The organism is Serratia sp. szju, from assembly GCF_044594185.1.
Lineage (GTDB): Bacteria > Pseudomonadota > Gammaproteobacteria > Enterobacterales > Enterobacteriaceae > Serratia > Serratia bockelmannii.
In genome coordinates this window covers 1,952,288-1,975,199 of record NZ_CP172576.1, presented here as the reverse complement: position 1 = coordinate 1,975,199, position 22,912 = coordinate 1,952,288, and the positions used below count along the sequence as shown (strand labels likewise).

Below are 22,912 nucleotides of genomic sequence, written 5' to 3'. Positions count from 1 at the left end.
CCTGCACAGTGCCGCCATAGTGGGCCGCGGCGATAACGAAAACGCCCCAAATGCTATTGTTGGCGGTTTCGCCGACCGACACCAACCTAAATACTCTGAAGTGTGGATACCGTCTTATGGAGCAAAACCCGCAGTCACAGCTGAAGCTACTTGTCACCCGTGGTAAGGAGCAAGGCTATCTGACCTATGCTGAGGTCAATGACCATCTGCCGGAAGATATCGTCGACTCCGATCAGATCGAAGACATCATCCAGATGATTAACGACATGGGCATCCAGGTGATGGAAGAAGCACCGGACGCCGATGACCTGCTGCTCGCCGAAAACTCGAACAGCACGGACGAAGATGCGGAAGAAGCCGCCGCACAGGTTCTGTCCAGCGTGGAATCCGAAATCGGCCGCACCACCGACCCGGTGCGCATGTACATGCGCGAAATGGGTACCGTCGAACTGCTGACGCGCGAAGGCGAAATCGACATCGCCAAGCGCATCGAAGACGGCATCAACCAGGTGCAGTGCTCGGTTGCCGAATACCCGGAAGCCATCACCTACCTGCTTGAGCAGTACGATCGCGTCGAAGCGGGCGAAGCGCGCCTGTCCGATCTGATCACCGGCTTCGTCGATCCTAACGCGGAAGAGGACATCGCCCCAACTGCGACCCACATCGGTTCCGAACTGTCGAGCGAAGAGCAAGACGACGACGAAGAAGATGAGGATGCCGAAGACGACGACACCGAAGACGACAACAGTATCGATCCTGAGCTGGCGCGTCAGAAGTTCGCCGAACTGCGCGATCAGTATGAAGCGACGCGTCTGGTGATCAAAAAGAACGGCCGCAGCCACGCCAGCGCCGCGGACGAGATCCTGAAGCTGTCTGAAGTGTTCAAGCAGTTCCGCCTGGTGCCGAAACAGTTCGACTTCCTGGTCAACAGCATGCGCACCATGATGGACCGCGTTCGCACCCAGGAACGCATCATCATGAAGCTGTGCGTTGAACAGTGCAAAATGCCGAAGAAAAACTTCGTCACCCTGTTCGCCGGCAACGAAACCAGCGACTCCTGGTTCGAAGCCGCACTGGCGATGGCCAAGCCATGGTCGGAAAAGCTGAAAGACGTTGCTGAAGACGTGCAGCGCAGCCTGCAGAAACTGCGTCAGATCGAAGAAGAAACCGGCCTGACCATCGAGCAGGTCAAAGACATCAACCGTCGCATGTCGATCGGTGAAGCGAAAGCCCGCCGCGCGAAGAAAGAGATGGTTGAGGCCAACCTGCGTCTGGTTATTTCTATCGCCAAGAAATACACCAACCGCGGCCTGCAGTTCCTGGATCTGATCCAGGAAGGCAACATCGGCCTGATGAAAGCGGTAGACAAGTTCGAATATCGCCGCGGCTACAAGTTCTCGACGTACGCCACCTGGTGGATCCGTCAGGCTATCACCCGCTCCATCGCCGATCAGGCGCGCACCATCCGTATTCCGGTGCATATGATTGAGACCATCAACAAGCTCAACCGTATTTCGCGCCAGATGCTGCAAGAGATGGGCCGCGAGCCGACGCCGGAAGAGCTGGCCGAGCGCATGCTGATGCCGGAAGACAAGATCCGCAAGGTGCTGAAGATCGCCAAAGAGCCAATCTCGATGGAAACGCCGATCGGCGACGACGAAGATTCGCATCTGGGCGATTTCATCGAGGATACCACCCTCGAGCTGCCGCTGGATTCCGCGACTTCGGAAAGCCTGCGTTCCGCTACCCACGACGTGCTGGCCGGCCTGACCGCGCGCGAAGCGAAAGTGCTGCGCATGCGTTTCGGCATCGACATGAACACCGACCACACGCTGGAAGAGGTAGGCAAGCAGTTTGACGTTACCCGTGAGCGTATTCGTCAGATCGAAGCCAAGGCGCTGCGCAAGCTGCGTCACCCGAGCCGCTCCGAAGTGCTGCGCAGCTTCCTGGACGATTAAGTCCGGCTGCCGCACCAAAAGCAAAAACCCCGGCTTGCCGGGGTTTTTTTATGCCTCAGAACATGCTGTTGCCGCTGGCGGTCTTCTCCGGCACCGGCTGCGTCACGTCCCAGTGTTCGACGATCTTCCCGGCGCTGTCGAGACGGAAGATATCGACGATCGCCGCGGTCTTGCCGGCCTCGCGCCCGCTGACTTCCACATGCAAAATCACGAAGTCGCCGTCGACAAACGCCTGTTTCACCTCACTGTGCGAATTGGGGTAACGCGTTTTCAGCAGCTCGACAAATTGACGAAAACCCGCCACGCCGTCTTTAGCGTTGGGGTTATGCTGCTTGTACTGCTCGCCCAAAAACGGCCGCGCCGCCGCAAAATCCTTGTTGTTCAGCCCCTGCCGATAAAACTCCAGCACGTTCTGCTTGTTGCGCGCCTCCTGTGGCGAATGCCCCGCCTGTGCAGTGCCGGTCACCAATAACAGCGCCATCACACAACCTTTCATCATCGATGTCATCGCAACTCCCATATGTCATTGCAGCGCCAGGAACAGCTCGCGATAGCTGGCGGTCAGCTGCTCCAGCGTGGCGCGGTTCAATCCGCTGGGGTTGGGCAATACCCACACCTCGGTTTGCCCCAGCACCATCGTCTGCTTGCCCCAGGGCGCGTTTTTCACCCCGAAGGCGGTGGTGAACGCCTGCTTGCCCAAAATAGCCAACGCGCGCGGCTGGTAGCGCAGGATCTTCTCTTGCAGCGCCTCGCCGCCGCTGCGCAACTCGTCGCGCGACAGCTCGCTGGCCGCCACCGTCGGGCGCGCCACCAGCGCGGTAATGCCACAGCCGTTATCCTTCAACTGCTGCCACTGCTCCGGCGCCAGCTGGCTCTCGGTAAAGCCGGCCTGATGGATCACCTTCCAGAAGCGGTTGCTGCCGTTGGCGAAAGGGTAGCCCTGGTGGGCGGAAGAAAGGCCGGGGTTGATGCCGCAAAACACCACCCGCAGATTGGGCGCCAGAAGTTCCATGAGTGTCGTGAGTCCATTGCAGGGATTTACTGCGGTTATCGCAAAATCCGCCAGCAATTACAACAGGCTAGAACTGTGCAGAAAAGCAACATACGGGCGGGTAACAGTAGACCGCCGCTTAAGGATTCCCTATAATCTCGCGGCTTGGCCCCTTAGCTCAGTGGTTAGAGCAGGCGACTCATAATCGCTTGGTCGTTGGTTCAAACCCAACAGGGGCCACCAAATTTTCAAGGGGTTACGTCAACAGCGTAGCCCCTTGGCGTTTTCTGCGGCACTGCGTTGTATAATCACTGCCATAAAACTAAAGCCCCCATAACTTCAGAAACAGGGCAAAAATCTCATGCCCCTCTGCCGCCTCTACCGTGAATTAGCATCATGACCGGCCTCGCTATTTTGTGCATCGAATGCTGTCCTGGCCGCATCAATATCGGCAATATGTTCATTCGCCCAGGTTCCCAGCGCGATGACCGGCACCGTTAATGAGCACCCGAGCGGCGTCAATTCATATTCGACATGCGGCGGCATGACGGCAATAACTGTCCGCTTGACCAACCCATCTCGTTCCATATTGCGCAGGCACAACGTCAGCATCCGCTGAGATATTCCATTGATTGTACGCTTTATTTCAGTGAATCGGCGTGGCCCGTTCGCCAAGAACATAATGATCAGGACACTCCACTTCTCACCAACGCGCGCCAATACCTGACTGATCTTTTGGCAGTCGGCATGTCTTAAATCTCGAGGTTGATCAGTCACATTCATGATACCGGGTTCTCCTAATGTGCCTTATTGTCTGCCATTTTAGGGCATGGTTATATTGTTATCCCTGGTTACCATTTTATACCTAAGGATTTCACCATGACACTGCTTCATATCGATTCCAGCATTCTCAACGAACAGTCGGTAAGCCGCCAGCTCACGGCGGCGATCGTCAAACACCTTTCTGCTGCTGAGCCGGACGCCAGGATCATCCACACCGATCTCGCCGCCGACCCGATTAACCACCTTTCGAGCGCCGAATTTTTGGCTCTCCAGGGCGTGGAGCCGCAAGACGAGCACGTCAAACAGGCCGTTGCCCGCAACGCCAAACTCGTCGACGACTTCCTTGCCGCCGATGGCATTATCGTCGGTGCACCTATGTATAACTTTACGTTGCCGACTCAGCTGCGCGCCTGGCTTGACCGACTTGCAGTACCAGGCAGAACTTTCCGCTATACGGAAAACGGCGCTGAAGGCCTCGCCAAGGGGAAACGCGTTATCGTCGCTTCCACCCGCGGTGGCCTGTACGGCGAAGGCACGCCACTGGCCTTCCTGGACCATCAGGAAACCTATCTGCGCAGTTTCTTCGGCTTCCTTGGCATTACGGACATCACCTTCATTCGAGCAGAGGGACTGGCACTCAGCCCGGAAAACCGCACTGTCGCCATCGATGCTGCTGCAGCTCAGATTGACGGCCTGACCGCTTAATCGGGGCCTGTTCGGAACAGCGATAACAGGCTCGCGGCCAGTCCCGTTTTTGGGCTGGCCACCGGCGATGCAATACCGCTCAATCGTATGCCTGTGCCGCGTACCCCGAAATTCGTTTGCGCCGGATGTATAAACTGGAGATTCAATCATGAACACTACGTTGACCTCACCACCCGCGCCCAACCCGCGGCGTATTACACAACGCACCCGAGGGCAAGGCCACGGCCCGATAACCCGGCTGATGAGCCCTTCCGACCTGGGCCAGGTGATTAAACCTTTCGTATTCCTCGATCTGTTCGAGGCGGATCAGCGCACCATGGCAATGCTGGCCAACATGCCGCTGCATCCGCATTCAGGCATAGCCACCGTGACCGTACCGCTCGAAGGCGCTTTTCACTACGAAGATCCTGACAGCGGCGCTGTCGGTACGCTCGGCTATGGCGCGGTGGAATGGGCGCGGGCGGGCGGCGGCATGTGGCACGGCAAGGAATTGTCCGCCACGGATACGCCGCGTATCCAGGGATTCCAGCTCTGGTTGGCCTTGCCCGCCGAACTGGAGAACGGTGAACAGGAAAGCCGTTATATCGAAGCCCAGAACATGCGCCAAATCGGGCCGGCGCATGTCATCATTGGCAACCATGAAGGCGTGCAAAGCCCGGTGCCCGCGCAGAAAGGCATCAATTACTTGCTCGTCACCCTCAACCCCGGCGAACGCTGGACTTACCGGCCGCCAGCGCATCATTCTGTCGGCTGGCTCGCGCTGGCCAAAGGCCGTCTCAGCACCGGCGTTCCTGTCGACGCGGGCGAAATGGTGGTCTTCGAACCGGGGGAAATGCCCATTGCACTTGAAGCATCCGGCAATGAAGATGCCGTATTCGTTCTCGGCTCAGCCGTGCCTCACCCGCATCCGCTGCACCTCGGCGCCTATTCGGTACATACCTCAGCATCCGCGTTGGAAGCCGGTGAACGCCGCATCGCCGAACTGGGGCGCAGACTTAAAGAGGCCGGCGAGCGACGGACGGCATCAGGCACGATCCCCGTCTTTCGATGACGTTGACGGTGTGGTCGCCCTCTGTGGCAATAAATCCAGGATACGCCAATCACACGTGCCGGCATATCCGGCCGCTCACTGACGATGCAACGTGATATTATTCCCCATCACTTCTCTGCCATCAGATAAGGCCCCTGCATGATCGTCAACTGCGACCACGACAACCTCGACGCCTGGCTGGCGCTGCGCTCGGCGCTGTGGCCCACCTGCCCGTTGGAAGAGCACCGCGCGGAAATGCGCGAGATATTGGCTTCGCCGCACCACACCGCGTTTATGGCGCGGGGGCTGGACGGCGCTTTCGTTGGCTTTGCCGAGATCGCGCTGCGCTACGATTACGTCAACGGCTGCGAATCGTCGCCGGTGGCGTTTTTGGAAGGGATTTATACCGTCGAACGCGCCCGCCGCCAGGGTTGGGCGGCACGCCTGATCGCGCAGGTGCAGGAGTGGGCGAAGCAACAGGGGTGCAGCGAGCTGGCGTCGGATACCGACATCGCTAATCTGGATTCCCAACGCCTGCATGCGGCGCTGGGCTTTGCCGAAACGGAGCGGGTGGTGTTTTACCGCAAAACGCTGGGCTGATCAGGCACCTTGCGTTGCCGCTGATGCGTCAACGGCTCGGCGCGCAGCAGTCTCTTCCCCACCAATATTAACCAATCCCCTTCCTCATCCAGCGTTTTCGCCGTGGCACTCTCATCGGCACAGCAATCGTATCGGTCGCCCATCAATATAATGCTATCAAATACAATCACAATGAGCGAAATTGGTTCTATTTTGATTGGATTTGTCGCCTTATTTTATTTTGAAAAACTTATAATGGGGACATCACATACCCGCAGATACCGCTCAATAGAACAGGAGATTGGCATTTATGAAACTGACCAGCCAAAGCTTTAAAGAAGGAGAGTTCATTCCCGGTGAGTTCGCCTTCGCTATCCCCGATGCCGCTAACCATGTCGCTTTATCGAGAAATCGCAACCCCCATCTGGCCTGGAGTGAAGTGCCTGCAGGCACGCAGTCTTTCGTGATCGTCTGCCATGATCCCGACGTGCCAAGCCGTGGTGATGACGTGAATCAAGAGGGTCGGGTTGTGCCCGCATCGTTGCCGCGCGTTGATTTCTTTCACTGGCTGCTGCTGGATATTCCGGCCAGTACCGTGGAAATTGCGGCGGGCTCTCAATCGGACGGCGTAACGCCGCGTGGCAAAGCCGGGCCAAACGCCCCTTCGGCCTATCGCCACGGCATCAATGACTATACCGGTTGGTTTGCCGCCGACGAGCAGATGAAGGGGGAATACTACGGTTACGATGGCCCATGCCCACCGTGGAACGATACGTTAGTTCATCATTATATTTTCACGGTTTATGCGCTTGCTACCCCCGGTTTGGATGTACAAGGGCCTTGGACAGGGGCTAATGTGAATGCTGCCCTGGCGGAAGCGCCGGTGTTAGCCCAGGCGAGCCTGACAGGCCTTTACAGCCTGAACCCTAACGTAGCATCAACGGCGAAATAATCGCATAAAGGAGTCGAATATGAGCCGGACCGGTTCCTTCGGATCAGTGCGAACCAGACGCGAGCCGGGCGCGAAACTTTTGCACTGGCACTCTCCGTCGGGGGCTCCGGTGTTGAGGCGCCGCTTGTGCGGGGTGTGCCAGCCGACATTGAAACGTCAGCTACACACGCCGCAGTTCGTCTTCCATGAAGCGACGGTCTTGCTGATCGTGGCGGGCCAACTCGGTATCACATCGGCTTCACAACATTTGTCTCTGGAGACCCCCGGGGAACTGCTCCTGGTCCCCCCCAACACCCGCGCAGATTTAGTCAAAACGCCGGGCGATATCGATCGGCCTTTTCGCTCGATACTCCTGACGCTGTCGGCAGAACTGCTGGATGTCTTTCACCGAACCCGGCAGGCTTCACCCCCTATTCCCCCTAAAGATGACGCGTGGAAAACGCTGCCTCTGGACGAAGACCTGTCGGCGACGTTTTATCACGTGATTGAAAGCGTGGAAAAACAGGAAATCAGTGATATTCGCCTGCAATACCGCCTTCTGGACTTTTTGACCGCGCTGGCCGAACGAGGACATGTTTTTACGCATTTGCCATTGGATAGCCCATCACAGCGCCTGCGCACCTTGATTTTTGAGGCTCCGGAACAAAACTGGACGGCAGAAACAGCGGGAAAAACGTTAGCGATGAGCCCGGCAACGTTGCGGCGGCGCCTTGCCGCCGAACAGACACGCTTCGAAGACTTGCTGATAGACATCCGTATGCATCACGCCATGATGTTGCTTCAAACCACCCGATGGGATATGACCCGCATTGCAGAGGCCTGCGGTTACAAATCCAGAGCGCGTTTTAGCGAACGCTTTCAAAAGCGTTTTGGTTACGCGCCTTCCGCCATCCGATAAAACGCTGGGCTGATCAGGCGATCTTGCTTTGCCGCTGATGCGCCAACTGCTCGGCGCGCAGCAGGATCTCCTGCAGATCGTCCTCGTCGATATCGAACAGGTCCCCCTCCATCAGCGCCTCGTGCAGATCGGCGCGGGTGATGGAAACGGCATCGATCGGCAGATTGGCCGGTTTGGCCTCCGCCGGCGCCAGCGCGTGCGGGTAGCGTCGCCCGGCCAGGTTGTTGAACAGAATGGCCAGCGCCGCCAGCAGCACCGAGTTCAGCAGCACCGGATACAGTACGAAGTCATAGCCCATCTGGTGAATGCCGGGGCCGCCGAGGATGGCGGTCAGCGCCACCGCGCCGCCGGGTGGATGCAGGCAACGCAGCTTGAACATCAGGCCGATGGCCACCGCCGCCGCCGCGCCGCAAGCCAGGCCCGGATCGGGGATCAGCAGACCGGCGCTGACGCCCACCGTTGCCGCCAGCGCATTGCCGCCGACGATCGACCAGGGCTGCGCCAGCGGGCTGTTGGGCACGCCGAACAGCAGAACCGCCGAAGCGCCCATCGGCGCGATAAACCACAGGTTCACCTCGCCCAAAATAAAGTGGCTGATCCAACCGGCGAGCATCAGCCCCAAACCGGCGCCGACGCTGGAAATCAGCATCTCTCGCTTGCCCACCGCCAGCGGGTGCGGCCACAGGCGCGCAACTCCCACTTTTACCCGTTCAATCCACTGCGTCTTCATGTTACCCGATACGGCTCAATTCACTTGTTGGCAACAAATATATCACATCATCCTGAAGGAACTCACGGCGCCGTAAACCGCGCCGCCCAAGAACTTTTAGCTAACAGATTGATTTTTAGCCTCCCCTCGACAATGATGAATGTTCCCCCTTTAACCCCGAGGAACCGCCGATGTCTCAACCGATCACCGAGCTTTATACCGACAGTGAATTTTTCAGCCCGTACGCCATGTCCGCCTTTGTCGTGCTGACGGAAAAAGGCATTCCGTTCACCGTGAAGCCGGTGGATCTGGCGAAGGAAGAGAACAAAGAGGCGGCCTACGCGGCGCTGTCGCTCACCCGCCGGGTGCCGACGCTGGCGATCGGCGAATTCCAGCTCTCGGAGTCTTCGGCGATCGCCGAATACCTGGAAGACATCCACCCGGCCCACGCCGTATACCCGCGCGACGTGAAGCTGCGCGCCAAGGCGCGCGAGATCCAGGCCTGGCTGCGCAGCGATCTGCTGCCGATCCGCGCCGAGCGCTCGACCGAGGTGGTGTTCAACAACGGCAAGTTCCCGCCGCTGTCCGAAGCCGCGCAGGAGGCCGCACGCAAGCTGATCGCCGCCGTGGAAAAACTGCTGAGCCACGGGCAGGACAATCTGTTCAGGGAGTGGTGCATCGCCGACACCGATCTGGCGCTGATGCTCAACCGGCTGGTGATGCACGGCGATCCGGTGCCGGAGCGCGTGCGCCACTATGCGCACAAGCAGTGGCAGCGCCCGTCGGTGCAGGCCTGGCTGGCGTTGTCGGAAAAACGGCGCGCCTGAGAAAAAAATCGGCGGCCACGACGCCGCCGTTCTCAATGCCGAGAAACAACATCACTGCTTGAGGGAAGGCAAATCACCATCCAGAGGGCAGATAGCCTAACAATGAAGCGATGGCGTACACCGCACTGGCCAGATACAGCAACACAATGCTGACCTGCAGCAGCGGGTGCGTGATCCAGTTGCACTGCCAGCGCGGGGTCTGGTCGCCATGTTTGCGCGCGCCGCGCAGGATCAGCATCGGCATGATCGACAGGATCACCCCGCTGAACACCCCGGCGAAGTAGAGCGCGTTGACGAACGACACCAGCCCGCTGTAGGCCAGCACGAACGGCGGCACCACCACCAACAGCAGCACGCCGAAGCGGCGCAGCGGCAGCTCGTCGTTGCCCAACCGGAACTTGTCGAAAATATTGGTCAGGAAGCTGCCGCCCAATCCCCAGTACGAGGTCAGCATCGCACACAGCGCGAAGATGTTGGCGGAGAAGAACGCCCACTGCCCCAGCGCCTGGCCCCAGGAAATGGTGGCCACGTCGGAGATGTCATCCAGCCCGCTGAGCGCGATCACCGACATCGGCACCGCCGCCAGCAAAATGAAGGTCACCACCATGCCGACGATGATCGCCTTCGGCAACTGCTCCGGCTTGTCGGCGAAGCCGCGCGCCATTTCCGGCACGATGTACTGCGCCGAGAAGCAGAACACCACCACGTTGAACACCGGCACCATATAGCGCCAGTCGCCGTCCAGCAGGTTGCGCATCTGGGTGGTGTCTTTCAGCAGCGTCGCCGCCACCAGCGCGGTCAACATCACCACCATGCCGATGCTGATGAACTTCTCGCCGCGGCCGATCGCTTTCAACCCCAGGTACAGCACGCCGGCGGCGGGCACGAAGAACAGCAGGCTGCCCAGCGCCGGCGAGATACCGAACAGCGATTGCAGCAGCTTGCCGCTGCCGGTCATATAGGCGGTGAGCGCCCCAACGCTGTTGACGCACACCGAAGCGAACATCAGCCAGGCGCCCAGGCCGCCGACGTAGCGCTTCGCCAGTCCGCTCAGCTGCAGATGCGCGCGGGTGCGCAACGTAGATTCGGCAACGTACAGCATGGTGATGGTGGTCAGGCTCCCCACCAGCACCAGCCAAAACAGCAGCGGCAGGAAACCGGCCTTGCTGGAGGCGTAGGCGATGGAGAGTACGCCGGCGCCGATGTTGGTGCCGACGATCATCGCCACCCCTTCGAGGAAACTTAACGATTTGGCGGGTGCAGGTGCTCGCACCCCGGCGGCAAGCGCCGGAGAAACAGAGATATTATCAGACATGCATCATCCTTTATCGCCCGGCGACGCTGGCCGCCGGGATGGGTTAACGTCCTGACACTCAACAACTCACATCGATACACAGGTATTTCAGCTCCAGATATTCTTCTATCCCGTAGCGCGATCCTTCACGCCCGAGCCCTGACTGTTTCACGCCGCCGAACGGCGCCACTTCGTTGGAAATCAGCCCGGTGTTGATGCCGACCATGCCGTACTCCAGCGCCTCCGGCACGCGCCACTGGCGCGCGGCGTTCTGCGTGAACAGGTAGGCGGCCAGGCCGAACTCGGTGTCGTTGGCCATGGCGATGGCTTCCGCCTCGTCATGGAAGCGGAACAGCGGCGCCACCGGCCCGAAGGTTTCTTCTTTGGCGAAGCGCATCTTCTGCGTCACGCCGGTCACCACCGTCGGCTGGAAGAAAGTGCCGCCGAGCGCGTGCGGCTGGCCGCCGGTGGCGATCTGTGCCCCTTTGATCAGCGCGTCGTCGATATGGCTCTGCACCTTCGCCACCGCATCGCTGTCGATCAGCGGCCCCTGGGTGGTGCCTTCCTGGCTGCCGTCGCCGACGTTCAACTGCTCGACCGCCGCCACCAGTTTCTCCGCCAGCCGCTCGTAGATGCCGTCCTGCACGTAGATACGGTTGGCGCACACGCAGGTCTGGCCGCTGTTGCGGAACTTGGAGGCCATGATGCCCGCCACCGCCGCATCCAGATTGGCGTCGTCGAACACGATGACCGGCGCATTGCCGCCCAGCTCCAGCGACAGTTTCTTGATGCTCGGTGCGCACTGCGCCATCAGGATGCGGCCGACCTCGGTCGAACCGGTAAAGCTCAGCTTGCGCACCACCGGGCTGTCGCACAGCACCTTGCCCACCTGCGCCGCTTCGCCGGTCACCACCTGCAAAACGCCGGCGGGAATGCCGGCGTCCTGCGCCAGCTTGGCCAGCGCCAGCGCGGTCAGCGGCGTTTGCTCGGCCGGTTTGACGATGATGGCGCAGCCTGCCGCCAGCGCCGGCGCCACCTTGCGGGTGATCATCGCCGCCGGGAAATTCCACGGTGTGATGGCCGCGCACACGCCGATCGGCTGCTTCACCACCACCAGGCGCTGCGAAGCCTGCGGCGCCTGCAATACCGTGCCGTCCACCCGCTTGGCCTCTTCGGCAAACCAGGTGATGAACGACGCGGCGTACGCCACTTCGCCGCGCGCTTCCGCCAGCGATTTGCCCTGCTCGGCGGTCATCAGCTGCGCCAGATCTTCCTGCGCGGCCAACACCTTGTCGGCCCAGGCCAACAGCAGCGCAGAACGCTGCTTGGCGGTCAGCTGTTTCCAGTCATTTTGCGCCCGCTGCGCCGCCGCGATCGCCTGCTGGGTTTCCTCTTCGCTGACCAGCGGAATGCTGGCCAGTTCGGCGCCGGTGGCCGGGTTGATCACCGCTTCGCGTTTGCCACTCAGGGCATCGCACCATTCGCCGTTGATCAGACACTGGCTGCGCAACAGCTCGGGATTATTCAATTTCATGCCGATAGCTCCTTAGTGGGCCAGCGCGCGGGACAGAATGCCCATCGCCTTGGTGAACTGATCGTCCGGGATGGTCAGCGGGTAGAGGAAGCGGATCACGTTGCCGTTCACGCCGCAGCTCAACAGCAGCAGCCCTTCCGCCATCGCCTTCTGCTGCACCTGACGGGTGATCTCCGCCGAAGGCTTGCCGGTAACCGGATCGTTGAACTCCACCGCCACCATCGATCCCTGCGCGCGCACATCGGCGATCGCCGGGCTGGTTTTGCGCGCCTGCTGGAGCACTTCCACCAGGTGCTGCCCCAAGCGCTGGGCGCGCTGGCACAGCTGCTCTTCGTCTATCACGTCCAGCACCGCGTGCGCGGCGGCCACCGCCAGCGGGTTACCGGCGTAGGTGCCGCCCAGCCCGCCCGGCGCCGGCGCGTCCATCACCTCGGCGCGGCCCGCCACCGCCGACAGCGGCATGCCGCCCGCCAGGCTTTTCGCCATGGTGATCAAATCGGGCTTAACGCTGTAGTGCTCCATGGCGAACAGCTTGCCGGTACGGGCGAAGCCGGTCTGCACCTCGTCGGCGATCAGCAGAATGCCGTGCTGGTCACACAGCGCACGCAGCGCCTGCATGAACTCGGCCGGCGCCACGTTGAAGCCGCCCTCGCCCTGCACCGGCTCCAGCACGATCGCCGCCACCTGCTTGGGATCGATATCCGCTTTAAACAGGCGATCCAGGCTGTTCATCGCGTCTTCGGTGGTCACGCCGTACAGCGCGTTCGGGTACTGGCCGTGGAACACCGAGCCGGGGAATGGGCCAAAGCCCAGTTTGTAAGGCGCCACTTTGCCGGTCAGCGCCATGGTCATATAGGTGCGGCCGTGGAAGCCGCCGCCGAAGGTGATCAAGCCCGGACGGCCGGTGTAAGCGCGGGCGATCTTCACCGCGTTTTCCACCGCTTCCGCGCCGGTGGTGAAGAAAGCGGTTTTACACGGGCCGGCGATCGGCGCGCGCTGGTTGATGCGCTCCGCCAACGAGACATAGCTTTCGTAAGGAACGATCTGATAGGCGGTGTGGGTGAAGGCCTGCAGCTGCTTTTCAATTGCGGCGATCACTTTCGGGTGGCGGTGGCCGGTGTTCAGCACGGCGATCCCCGAGGCAAAGTCGATCACTTCTTTGCCTTCCACATCCCACAGCGTGGCGTTCTCTGCGCGCTCGGCGTAAAAACCACACATCACGCCCACTCCGCGCGGGGTGGCGTCCTGACGGCGTTGGTTCAATTCTGCGTTTTTCATGCTGTTCTCTCCGGTCGGTGCCAGTTACACGTTTTGTTCACATTCGTGAAACAATGCCGTTTATTTACACAGGATGTGGCCCTATAATCGAGTGCCAGTTACGAATAATTGAGGGATCCAATTGCGCTCATTGAGTGGTGATCTGTTGCTGCAACGCCTCGGCGAACAGCCCGATGACAAGCTGCACAAGCGGCTTTACAACGCGATCCGCACCAGCATTCTCGACGGCAGCCTGCCGCCCTCCAGCCGCCTACCCGCCTCGCGCGATCTGGCGCAGGAGCTCAGCCTGTCCCGCAACACCGTATTAACCGTTTATGAACAACTGCTGGCGGAAGGCTACGTATCGGCGCGCGCCGGCAGCGGCACCTTCGTCGCCGACACGGTGCCGGACAGCTGCCTATCCACCGGCGGCGCTCCGGCGGACGGCAGCGGGCAACCGCGGCGCGTCGAACTGTCGGAGCGCGGCGCCACGCTGCTGCACCACGCCAGCGCCAGCCCCAAACAGTGGGGGGCATTCATTCCCGGCGTCCCCGACGTCAACGCCTTTCCCCATCAGCTGTTCAGCAAGATCCAGGCGCGCCTCAGCCGCCGCCCGGCGCCGCAGCGGCTGACCTACAGCAATCAGGGCGGCAGCCCGGAGCTGCAGCATGCGTTGGTGGAGTATTTACGGGTGGCGCGCTCGGTGCGCTGCTCGCCGGAACAGATCCTGATCACTGAAGGCATCCATCAGGCGATCGATCTGGTGACGCGCATGTTGTGCAATCCGGGGGATGACGCCTGGATCGAAGAACCGGGCTATTGGGGGATCCGCAATATCCTGCGCATCAATGCGTTGAACATCTGCCCGCTGGCGGTGGACGAGGCCGGGCTGGTGCCGCCGGAGCAGCCAACGACGCCACCCCGCCTGATTTTCGTCACCCCGTCGCACCAGTATCCGCTCGGCTCGGTGATGAGCCTGGCGCGCCGCCAACGGCTGCTGGCGCTGGCGCGCAACGCCGGCGGCTGGATCGTCGAGGACGACTACGACAGCGAATTCCGCTTTTCCGGCCAACCGATCCCGGCGCTGCAAGGGCTGGAGGCCGACGCGCCGGTGATCTACATCGGCACCTTCAGCAAAACGCTCTACCCGGCGCTGCGCCTCGGCTATGTGGTATTGCCGCCGCCGCTGGTGCAGCCGCTGAAAACCGCCCACGCCGAGCTGTATCGCGGCGGGCACCTGCTGATCCAGAGCGCGCTGGCGGAATTCATCCAAGAGGGGCACTACACCGCGCACATCCGTCGCATGCGGCTGCTGTACGCCCGGCGGCGCGCCTTCCTGACCGGCCTGATCGAACAGCACCTCGGCAAACAGGCGCTCAGCGAATTCAACAGCAACGCCGGATTGCACCTGATCCTCAACCTGCCGGACGAGGCCGACGACGTGGCGATCGCCGCCGCCGCCGGCGCGCAGGGGGTGCTGGTGCGGCCGCTGTCGCGCTACTACATGCTGCCCAACCGCCGGCGCGGCCTGCTGATGGGGTTTGCCTGCGTGCCGGAAGAACAGATGGCCGCGGCCTTCACCCAGTTGCTGGCGTGCATCAACGTACCTGCAATAAAAAAGGCGGCTCCTTAAGGTCGCCTACGCATTACCAGGCCTGAAGCCGCCAGCCATCCGCCTGCCGGTGCAGGCGGTGCGTCGGCCGCAGCGCCTGCAGGAAGTCTTCGTCGTGCGACACCACCAGCATCGCGCCGGGGAAATCCGCCAGCGCAGTTTCGATCGCCAGCGACGACGCCAGATCCAGGTGGTTGGTCGGCTCGTCGAGCAACAGCAGCTGCGCCGGTTGCTGTCGCCACAGCGCGCAGGCCAACGCCGCCTTGAGCCGTTCACCGCCGCTCAGCGAGCCCAGCGGCAGCGCGATGCGATCTGCGCCAAGCTGTAACTGCGCCAACCGGGTGCGCAACGCGCCTTCCGCCAACGGTGAATCCTGCAGCCCCAGATGCTCCATCACCGACAGATTCGGGTCGAGCTGTGACAGGGTTTGATCGAGGTAGGCCGTCGGCAGCGGGCAATGACAATGGCCGGAAAGCGCCGTCAGCTGACCGAGAACGGTCTTCAGTAAGGTGGACTTGCCACAGCCGTTGGGGCCGGTCAACGCCACGCGCATCGGGCCGTCGATACGCAGATCCAGCGGCGGCGCGCTGACGAACGGCAGCTGCAGCTGCTCGAGCACCAGCACCTGCTTGTTCGCGCTCACTTCGCTGCCCGGCAGCGCCAGCAACACCGGCTGCTCCTCTTCCACCCGCTGATAGGCTTCGCGCACCGCCGCATCGAGGCTGTCGCGCTGATCCTGATGCTGTTTGCGCAGCGTGCCAAGGCTCTCCTTCGCCGCCGACTTGTAGGCCACCCGCTCAAAAGAGGCGATATTCAGCGTATCGACGACGCGCAGCGTTTGCGCCGAGCGCCGCTGGCTCATGTCGTGCTCTTTTTGCTGGCGGGCGCGGGTGCGGCGGCGCTCCTCGCGCGCATGCTCCAGATCGGCGCGCGCCGCCTGCTGTTCCGTGTCGCGCTGGCGCCGGTAGTCATCGTAGTTGCCGCCGTAGCTGCGCAGCGCGCCGGGCGTCAGTTCGACGATGCGCGCCATGCGCGCCAGCAGCTGCCGGTCATGGCTGGCGATCAGCAACCCGCCCCGCCACTGATCCAGCTGCTGATACAGCCAGGCGCGCCCGACGCTGTCGAGGTGGTTGGTCGGTTCGTCCAGCAGCAGAAAATCCCCCTCGCCGATCAAGGCGCCGCACAGCGCCGCGCGCATTCGCTCGCCGCCGCTCAGAGAACTTGCGGATCGCAACGGATCGAAGGCCGGCAGCCCGGCGGCGGCGAAGGCGTTTTGCAGGCGATCGTTGAGATCCCAGCGCCCTTCCAGACGATCGATATCGTCCGCCAGCGGCCGCCCCTGCTCGAGACGCGCCAGCGCGGCAAACACCTCGCCATAGCCCAACAGCTGGGCCAGCGTGGTGTCCGCGGCGATCTCCGGCTGCTGCGCAACGTAAGCCAATGCGGCATGGGATTCGACGTGACCGTTACCCGGCCGATCCAACCCGGCGATCAGGCGCAGCAGCTGGGTTTTGCCGACGCCGTTGCGCCCCACCAGGCCACAGCGCTGCCGATCGAAAGCGAGATCCAGCGGGCCGAACAGCGTTTCGCCGTCAGCAAATTGGCAGGTCAGTTGATGTAAAACGAAATAAGGGGACTGCGCAAAATGAGCCATAAGCACTCCTGAATGAGATCAAAACATCCCCACAGGGCGCAAGAGCGCACAGCGTGGGACCAGATATCAACAGGTGTGGGTGTTCATTTTCGGTTATGGCTCCGCAGAGAGAAGGAATTTACAACGCGCAAAGGTTAACCGATCTTTTGTTCGTTATGCAAACAGAGTCTGAGATTCATGACGTCTATCACATTCGGCGCAACGCAGATTCCCAAGCGGCATGACAACGGCTAGATTTATCTCATCCGACCACTTGTGTTCACATAATTATAACAACGGGCCCCGATTTCACCCGATGGAGAGTGCAATGAGCAATTACCCTCACCTGCTGGCGCCGCTGGATCTCGGCTTCACCACCCTGAAAAACCGGGTGCTGATGGGATCGATGCATACCGGCCTGGAAGAGCTGCCCGACGGCCCGCAGCGCCTGGCCGCGTTCTATGCCGAGCGCGCCGCCGCCGGCGTGGCGCTGATCGTCACCGGCGGCATTGCCCCGAACGAACAGGGCGTGGTGTTTCGCGGCGGTTCGATCCTCAACAGCGAGGCGCAATTGCCTCACCACCGCCCGGTAACCGAGGCCGTCCACCGGGCGGGCGGCAAAATTGCGCTGCAGATCCTGCACACCGGCCGTTACAGCTATCAACCTAAGCTGGTGGCCCCTTCCGCGCTGCAGGCGCCGATCAACCCGTTTACGCCGAGCGCGCTCAACGCAGCGGAGATCGAGCAGACTATCGCCGACTTCGCCCGCTGCGCGGCGCTGGCGCAGCAGGCCGGCTATGACGGCGTTGAGGTGATGGGATCCGAGGGCTATCTGATCAACCAATTCTTGACGACGCGCACCAATCAGCGCGACGACCAATGGGGCGGCAGCTTCACCAACCGCATGCGCTTCGCCGTCGAAACCGTCAGGGCGGTGCGCCAGGCCGTGGGCCCGGCATTCATTCTGATCTACCGGCTGTCGATGCTCGATCTGGTGGAGGACGGCTCCAGCTGGCAGGAGATCGAACAGCTGGCGCTGGCGGTCGAACAGGCGGGCGCCACGATCATCAATACCGGCATCGGCTGGCACGAAGCGCGTATCCCGACCATCGCCACCATGGTGCCGCGCGCCGGATTCAGCTGGGTAACCCGCAAGCTGATGGGCAAGGTCAGCATCCCGTTGATCACCACCAATCGCATCAACGATCCGGCGGTGGCCGAGCAGGTGCTGGCGGACGGCTGTGCCGACATGGTGTCGATGGCGCGTCCGTTCCTTGCCGACGCCGCCTTTGTGCAGAAAGCCGCCGAGGGGCGCGCCGACGAGATCAATACCTGCATCGGCTGCAACCAGGCCTGCCTCGACCAGATATTTGAAGGCAAGCTGACCTCCTGCCTGGTCAACCCGCGCGCCTGCCGCGAAACCGAAATGCCGCTGACGATGGCGGAGAAACCGAAAAAGCTGGCGGTGATCGGCGCCGGCCCCGCCGGGCTGGCGTTTGCCACCACCGCCGCCAGCCGTGGCCATCAGGTGATGCTGTTCGACGCCGCCGAGCAGATCGGCGGCCAGTTCAACATCGCCAAACAAATCCCCGGCAAGGAAGAATTCCATGAAACCCTGCGTTACTTCCGCCGCCAGCTGGCGCTGCGCGAAGTGACGGTCAGGTTGGGCGTCAAGGTCGAGGCGGCGGATTTAAGCGAATTCGACGAAGTGATCCTCGCCTGCGGCATCGTGCCGCGCACCCCGGACATCCCCGGCATCGGGCACGCCAAGGTGCTGAGCTATCTGGACGTGCTGCGCGATAAAAAACCGGTCGGCCAGCGGGTGGCGATCATCGGCGCCGGCGGCATCGGCTTCGACACCGCCGAGTACCTTAGCCAGCACGGCGTGTCCAGCAGCCTGGATCAGACGGAATTCAACCGCGAATGGGGCATCGATGGTCGCCTTGAGCAACGCGGCGGGCTTGCAGCGCAAGGCCCTCAGGCGCCACGCGCCGCGCGGCAGATCTACCTGTTGCAACGTAAAACCAGCAAGGTAGGCGAAGGCCTGGGGAAAACCACCGGTTGGATCCACCGCGCCAGCCTGGCGATGCGCGGCGTGAAGATGCTCAATAGCGTCAGCTATCGGCTGATCGACGATGAAGGGCTGCACATCACCCGCGCCGAGCAGGAAAGTTGCCTGCCGGTGGACACGGTGATCGTCTGCGCCGGGCAGGAACCGCGCCGCGAGCTGCAGCAGCCGCTGCTGGCGATGGGGAAAATCGTGCACCTGATCGGCGGCGCCGACGTGGCTGCCGAGCTGGACGCCCGCCGTGCGATCGATCAGGGCACGCGGCTGGCGATGTCACTGTAAAAAAGGGGCGCCCGACGCCCCTGATATTGATGACAAACCTCATCCCCATGCCGGGTAGGCAGAGACCAGCGAAAAGAAAACAAGGAAAATCAATTTATTGATTTTCGGCTGATAACCACAAAGGGGGAAAAACCACGCTTTTTCCCCCTTTGTCTACAGACTGGGGGGCGCCCGGCGCCCCTGGTTATTCACTCAGCGACGCGCGCCGGATTTCACCGCTTTCAGGATCACGAACTTCTTGTTCGAGGCCACCAGCGTGCAGTTGCCGAACAGGCGCTTGAGTTTCTGATGGTAGTCGAGGTGACGGTTGCCGACGATGCGCAATTCGCCACCCACCTGCAGGCAGCGCTTGGCGTCGCAGAACATCTGCCAGGCGGTGTGATCGGTAATGGCGTGTTGCTGGTGGAACGGTGGGTTGCACAGCACCGCCTGCACGCTTTCACGCTCGATGCCCGCCAGCGCGTTGTTCACCTCAAACTGACAGCGATCCAGCTCTTGTGGCAGATTGTGCTCCACATTCAGCTCGCTGGAGGCCACCGCCATGTAAGATTCATCGACGAAGGTCACCTGCGCTTCCGGGTTTTGCGTCAGCGCCGCCAGGCCAATCACGCCGTTGCCGCAGCCCAGATCGACGATATGGCCGTTCAGGCCACGCGGCAGGTGATCCAGGAACAGGCGCGCGCCGATATCCAGGCTGCCGCGCGAGAAGACGTTGGCGTGGTTGTGGATCAGCCAATCGGTGCCGTCCAGCGTCCAGTTGGTGGTTTCCGCCGCCGCCGGCGGGACGATGTCCGCCGCCTGACAGAAGATCAGGCGCGCCTTCTTCCACGCCAGGCTGGTGCGCGTCGGGCCCAGCACCTTTTCAAACAGCTGCATCGTCGAGGTATGCACGTCGCGCGCCTTGGCGCCGGCGACGATCAGCGTGTCTTCGGTCACGACGTGGCGCAGCGCGCGCAGCTGCTGTTCCAGCAACGCCAGCGCTTTCGGCACGCGAATCAGCACCACCGCCGGCGCTGCCGGCAGCTCGGCCAGGCTGTCCAACAGCGTGACCTGCTCAGGATCCAATCCGTTGAGCTTCAGGTTGTGACGCGTCGCCAGCTGGCTCATGTACGAGTCGCTGACGCTGTAAGGGCGATGCGCGTGCAGCGCACAGGCCAGGGTGCCGAAGTTATCGTTGAAAATCAGCACCGGGCGGCCACCGATATCTACGTTTTCAAGCTGTTGCAGCAGATATTCGTCCGCCGCTTCCCACGCCTGCAGCTGGGTGGATTCTTCCTGTTGGGGATAACGCTCCAGCTCAAGTTGCTGTGTTCCCAGATCGAGTTGGCTCATTGCCCCTCCTGACTGATAAAATTTGGGCTGTTTATCCCCTAAAAACGCCCGTCAGTAAAATGTTTTTTCGGATAAATTGCGTATGTCAGGATTTGAGCGAAAAAACAGCATAGAATGACCGGCTGAATGGCCGTTGATACGGAACAAGAATGTCTGAATTGACCTACCTGCAAGGCTACCCAACGCATCTGCAAAGCCAGGTGCAGCAACTGATCCATCAGAATCGGCTGGGGGACGTGCTGCTGCAGCGCTATCCGCAGGTGCACGACTGCACGACCGACAAATCGCTGTATCAGTTTACCGTCGATCTGAAAAACCAGTATCTGCGCAACGCCCAGCCGCTGAGCAAGGTGGCCTACGACAGCAAGATCCACGTCATGAAGCACGCGCTCGGCCTGCATACCGCTATCTCGCGCGTGCAGGGCGGCAAGCTGAAGGCCAAGGCGGAAATCCGCGTGGCGACGGTGTTCAAGGTCGCGCCCGAACCGTTCCTGCGCATGATCGTGGTGCATGAGCTGGCGCACCTGAAAGAGAAAGATCACAACAAGGCATTCTACAGTCTGTGCTGCCATATGGAGCCGGATTACCACCAGTTGGAATTCGATACCCGGCTGTATCTGACGCACCTTTCGCTGTTCGGCGAGCTGTATGCATAGCGAGTGAGGGCGTGATAATCTGCGGTTTTAAGCCTGGACCGGAGCTCGCCATGATTCACTTTGCCGTCGTCGGCACCAACTGGATTACGGAACGTTTTATCGATGCCGCCCATGAAAGCGGCAAACTCAAGTTGAGCGCCGTGTATTCACGCTCGCTGGAACAGGCGCAGGCGTTTGGCGCCAACTATCAGGTCACGCAGTTTTTCGACTCTCTCGAGGCGATGGCCCAGTCCGACGCCATAGACGCGGTGTATATCGCCAGCCCCAATTCCCTGCACTGCCCGCAATCGCTGCTGTTCCTGCGCCATAAAAAGCACGTGATCTGCGAAAAACCGCTGGCCTCCAACCAGCGCGAAGCGGAACAGCTGGTAGCCTGCGCGCGGGAAAATCAGGTGGTGCTGTTCGAGGCGTTCAAAAGCGCCTATCTGCCGAATTTTCTGGCGCTGCAACAGGCATTGCCGAAAATCGGCCGGCTGCGCAAAGCCTTCATCAACTACTGCCAATACTCTTCGCGCTACCCGCGCTACCTGGCCGGCGAGAACCCCAATACGTTTAATCCACAGTTCTCCAACGGCTCCATCATGGACATCGGCTACTACTGCCTGGCCAGCGCGGTGGCGCTGTTCGGCGCGCCGCAGTCGGTGCTCGCCAGCGCCACGCTGCTCGATACCGGCGTGGACGCCCACGGCACCGTCTGCCTGAACTACGGCGATTTCGACGTCACGCTTTCCCATTCCAAGGTCAGCGACTCGGCGATCCCCAGCGAGATCCAGGGGGAGGAAGGCACGCTGATTATCGACAAGATTTCCGAGTGCCAGGGCGTGGCGCTGACGCCGCGCGGCGGCAACCGCCAGGATCTGAGCCAGCCGCAGCACATCAACACCATGCTGTATGAGGCGCTGGCCTTCGCCGAGTTGGTTGAGAAGCGTCAGGTGGAACATCCAGGGCTGGAGAATTCGCTGATCGTCGCCCGCCTGCTGACCGACATCCGCCGCCAGACCGGCGTCGTTTTCCCCGCCGACGGAGAATGAGATGAAACCGCTGCTCGTGATGCAAACCGGCGACGCGCCGCAGGCCATTCGTCAGGAATTGGCCAACTTTGATGGCATGTTCCTGCAACAGGGCAATATCGACGCCGAACGCGCGCACATCGTACACTTGCCCGCCGGCGAGCGGCCGTTGCCGCCGGCCGCCTATTGCGGCGTGGTCATCACCGGCTCGCCGGCGATGGTGACCGAACGGCTGCCGTGGAGCGAGGCGGCGGCCGAGTGGCTGCGCCAGGCGATGGCGATCAAACTGCCGCTGTTTGGCGTCTGCTACGGCCACCAGCTGTTGGCCTACGCGCTCGGTGGCGAAGTGGGTTACCACCCGCAGGGCATGGAGGTCGGCACGCTGGAGATCGAACTGCTGCCCGCCGCGGCCGAAGACCGGCGGTTCACCCTGCTACCGCCGCGCTTCAAAGCCAACCTGATCCACTCGCAGAGCGTGCTGACGCCGCCCGCCGGCGCGCAGACGCTGGCGCGTTCGCAGCAGGATGCGCACCAGATCCTGCGCTATGGCGATCATGCCCTGACCACCCAGTTCCACCCGGAATTCAACGGCGCGGTGATGAGCCAGTACCTGCAGTGGCTCGGCGAGTTGCATCCCGAGCAGCAGGCCCGCTATCAGCAGCAACAACAACAGGTTAGCGACACACCGTTCAGCCGCCTGCTGCTGCAGGGATTCGTCGTCAGCCTGGGCGCGCAAAAAGCACTGGCCGGCTAGCGCGATTCACGTTGACCGCCGACACATTTTGCATTACTTTCTGCTCTG

At 61.4% G+C, this 22,912-nt stretch carries 21 protein-coding genes and 1 tRNA gene; 13 read left to right on the top strand and 9 right to left on the bottom strand.

All coding sequences use genetic code 11. From position 1 onward, the window contains the following. Window positions 1–116 precede the first annotated feature (116 nt). Window positions 117–1,958 (top strand): RNA polymerase sigma factor RpoD, encoded by a 1,842-nt coding sequence (rpoD, locus tag RE418_RS09315; RefSeq protein WP_025304326.1) that lies wholly within the window; start codon window positions 117–119, stop codon window positions 1,956–1,958. A gap of 55 nt (window positions 1,959–2,013) precedes the next feature. Here the strand turns inward: rpoD and RE418_RS09310 are convergent, their stop codons facing one another. Both RE418_RS09310 and mug read right to left on the bottom strand, forming a co-directional pair. Then, window positions 2,014–2,457, bottom strand: coding sequence for an ester cyclase (locus tag RE418_RS09310; RefSeq protein WP_049204445.1), 444 nt, complete (start codon window positions 2,455–2,457; stop codon window positions 2,014–2,016). 24 nt (window positions 2,458–2,481) lie between these two features. Then, the gene (gene mug, locus RE418_RS09305) at window positions 2,482–2,970 is read right to left on the bottom strand and encodes a G/U mismatch-specific DNA glycosylase (protein ID WP_049208359.1); all 489 of its coding nucleotides are present in this window, start codon (window positions 2,968–2,970) and stop codon (window positions 2,482–2,484) included. Between the two features lie 146 nt (window positions 2,971–3,116). Here mug and RE418_RS09300 point away from each other — a divergent pair. Further along, window positions 3,117–3,192: transfer RNA gene (locus RE418_RS09300), tRNA-Ile, on the top strand. 135 nt (window positions 3,193–3,327) lie between these two features. Here the strand turns inward: RE418_RS09300 and RE418_RS09295 are convergent. After that, complete coding sequence (locus RE418_RS09295; protein ID WP_025304329.1) at window positions 3,328–3,732, bottom strand: helix-turn-helix domain-containing protein; 405 nt, start codon at window positions 3,730–3,732, stop codon at window positions 3,328–3,330. A 96-nt stretch (window positions 3,733–3,828) separates the two neighbouring features. Between RE418_RS09295 and RE418_RS09290 the strand changes: the two genes are divergently transcribed. The 5 genes from RE418_RS09290 (at window position 3,829) to RE418_RS09270 (ending at window position 7,896) form a co-directional block, all read left to right on the top strand. Then, a complete protein-coding gene (locus tag RE418_RS09290; RefSeq protein ID WP_049204404.1) occupies window positions 3,829–4,437 on the top strand; it encodes an FMN-dependent NADH-azoreductase in 609 nt (202 codons plus the stop codon). A gap of 148 nt (window positions 4,438–4,585) precedes the next feature. Continuing rightward, window positions 4,586–5,488, top strand: a complete 903-nt coding sequence (locus RE418_RS09285) for a pirin family protein (RefSeq protein ID WP_049296266.1) — start codon at window positions 4,586–4,588, stop codon at window positions 5,486–5,488. 138 nt (window positions 5,489–5,626) lie between these two features. Continuing rightward, window positions 5,627–6,067: an aminoglycoside 6'-N-acetyltransferase gene (gene aac(6') / locus RE418_RS09280; protein WP_025304332.1), complete on the top strand. Its 441-nt coding sequence runs from the start codon at window positions 5,627–5,629 to the stop codon at window positions 6,065–6,067. A gap of 289 nt (window positions 6,068–6,356) precedes the next feature. Continuing rightward, the gene (locus RE418_RS09275; protein ID WP_025304333.1) at window positions 6,357–6,998 is read left to right on the top strand and encodes a YbhB/YbcL family Raf kinase inhibitor-like protein; all 642 of its coding nucleotides are present in this window, start codon (window positions 6,357–6,359) and stop codon (window positions 6,996–6,998) included. A 148-nt stretch (window positions 6,999–7,146) separates the two neighbouring features. Next, a complete protein-coding gene (locus RE418_RS09270; RefSeq protein ID WP_197813187.1) occupies window positions 7,147–7,896 on the top strand; it encodes a helix-turn-helix transcriptional regulator in 750 nt (249 codons plus the stop codon). Window positions 7,897–7,909: 13 nt separating this feature from the next. Here the strand turns inward: RE418_RS09270 and RE418_RS09265 are convergent, their stop codons facing one another. Next, a complete protein-coding gene (locus RE418_RS09265) occupies window positions 7,910–8,626 on the bottom strand; it encodes an HPP family protein (protein WP_025304335.1) in 717 nt (238 codons plus the stop codon). A gap of 170 nt (window positions 8,627–8,796) precedes the next feature. Between RE418_RS09265 and yfcF the strand changes: the two genes are divergently transcribed. Further along, window positions 8,797–9,432 carry a glutathione transferase gene (yfcF, locus tag RE418_RS09260; protein ID WP_004937171.1) on the top strand — a complete coding sequence of 212 codons (636 nt, stop codon included), beginning with the start codon at window positions 8,797–8,799 and terminating at the stop codon, window positions 9,430–9,432. Between the two features lie 73 nt (window positions 9,433–9,505). Here yfcF and RE418_RS09255 read toward each other — a convergent pair whose 3' ends face one another. The 3 genes from RE418_RS09255 to RE418_RS09245 are packed head-to-tail and all read right to left on the bottom strand — an operon-like array spanning window position 9,506 to window position 13,538. Further along, entirely contained in the window at window positions 9,506–10,747 is a 1,242-nt protein-coding gene (locus RE418_RS09255; RefSeq protein ID WP_033639324.1) for an amino acid permease, read from the bottom strand. A gap of 58 nt (window positions 10,748–10,805) precedes the next feature. Beyond that, complete coding sequence (locus tag RE418_RS09250) at window positions 10,806–12,260, bottom strand: NAD-dependent succinate-semialdehyde dehydrogenase (protein WP_089181363.1); 1,455 nt, start codon at window positions 12,258–12,260, stop codon at window positions 10,806–10,808. A gap of 12 nt (window positions 12,261–12,272) precedes the next feature. Continuing rightward, window positions 12,273–13,538 (bottom strand): 4-aminobutyrate--2-oxoglutarate transaminase, encoded by a 1,266-nt coding sequence (locus RE418_RS09245; RefSeq protein WP_025304338.1) that lies wholly within the window; start codon window positions 13,536–13,538, stop codon window positions 12,273–12,275. 121 nt (window positions 13,539–13,659) lie between these two features. Between RE418_RS09245 and RE418_RS09240 the strand changes: the two genes are divergently transcribed. Next, entirely contained in the window at window positions 13,660–15,150 is a 1,491-nt protein-coding gene (locus tag RE418_RS09240; RefSeq protein ID WP_049204393.1) for a PLP-dependent aminotransferase family protein, read from the top strand. A gap of 13 nt (window positions 15,151–15,163) precedes the next feature. On the opposite strand, the gene RE418_RS09235 is transcribed toward RE418_RS09240, so the two are convergent. Next, window positions 15,164–16,783 (bottom strand): ABC-F family ATP-binding cassette domain-containing protein, encoded by a 1,620-nt coding sequence (locus RE418_RS09235; RefSeq protein ID WP_089181364.1) that lies wholly within the window; start codon window positions 16,781–16,783, stop codon window positions 15,164–15,166. A 307-nt stretch (window positions 16,784–17,090) separates the two neighbouring features. Between RE418_RS09235 and RE418_RS09230 the strand changes: the two genes are divergently transcribed. Beyond that, complete coding sequence (locus tag RE418_RS09230) at window positions 17,091–19,112, top strand: FAD-dependent oxidoreductase (RefSeq protein WP_089181365.1); 2,022 nt, start codon at window positions 17,091–17,093, stop codon at window positions 19,110–19,112. Window positions 19,113–19,304: 192 nt separating this feature from the next. Here RE418_RS09230 and rlmG read toward each other — a convergent pair whose 3' ends face one another. Then, window positions 19,305–20,444 carry a 23S rRNA (guanine(1835)-N(2))-methyltransferase RlmG gene (gene rlmG / locus RE418_RS09225; protein ID WP_089181366.1) on the bottom strand — a complete coding sequence of 380 codons (1,140 nt, stop codon included), beginning with the start codon at window positions 20,442–20,444 and terminating at the stop codon, window positions 19,305–19,307. A gap of 149 nt (window positions 20,445–20,593) precedes the next feature. Here rlmG and RE418_RS09220 point away from each other — a divergent pair, with 149 nt between their 5' ends. Genes RE418_RS09220 through RE418_RS09210 form a run of 3 tightly spaced genes read left to right on the top strand, consistent with a single transcriptional unit; the run spans window position 20,594 to window position 22,864 of the window. Beyond that, complete coding sequence (locus tag RE418_RS09220; RefSeq protein ID WP_004937154.1) at window positions 20,594–21,100, top strand: M48 family metallopeptidase; 507 nt, start codon at window positions 20,594–20,596, stop codon at window positions 21,098–21,100. Window positions 21,101–21,150: 50 nt separating this feature from the next. Beyond that, entirely contained in the window at window positions 21,151–22,131 is a 981-nt protein-coding gene (locus RE418_RS09215; RefSeq protein WP_060448039.1) for a Gfo/Idh/MocA family protein, read from the top strand. A gap of 1 nt (window position 22,132) precedes the next feature. Continuing rightward, entirely contained in the window at window positions 22,133–22,864 is a 732-nt protein-coding gene (locus RE418_RS09210) for a glutamine amidotransferase (protein ID WP_025304344.1), read from the top strand. Window positions 22,865–22,912 lie beyond the last annotated feature (48 nt).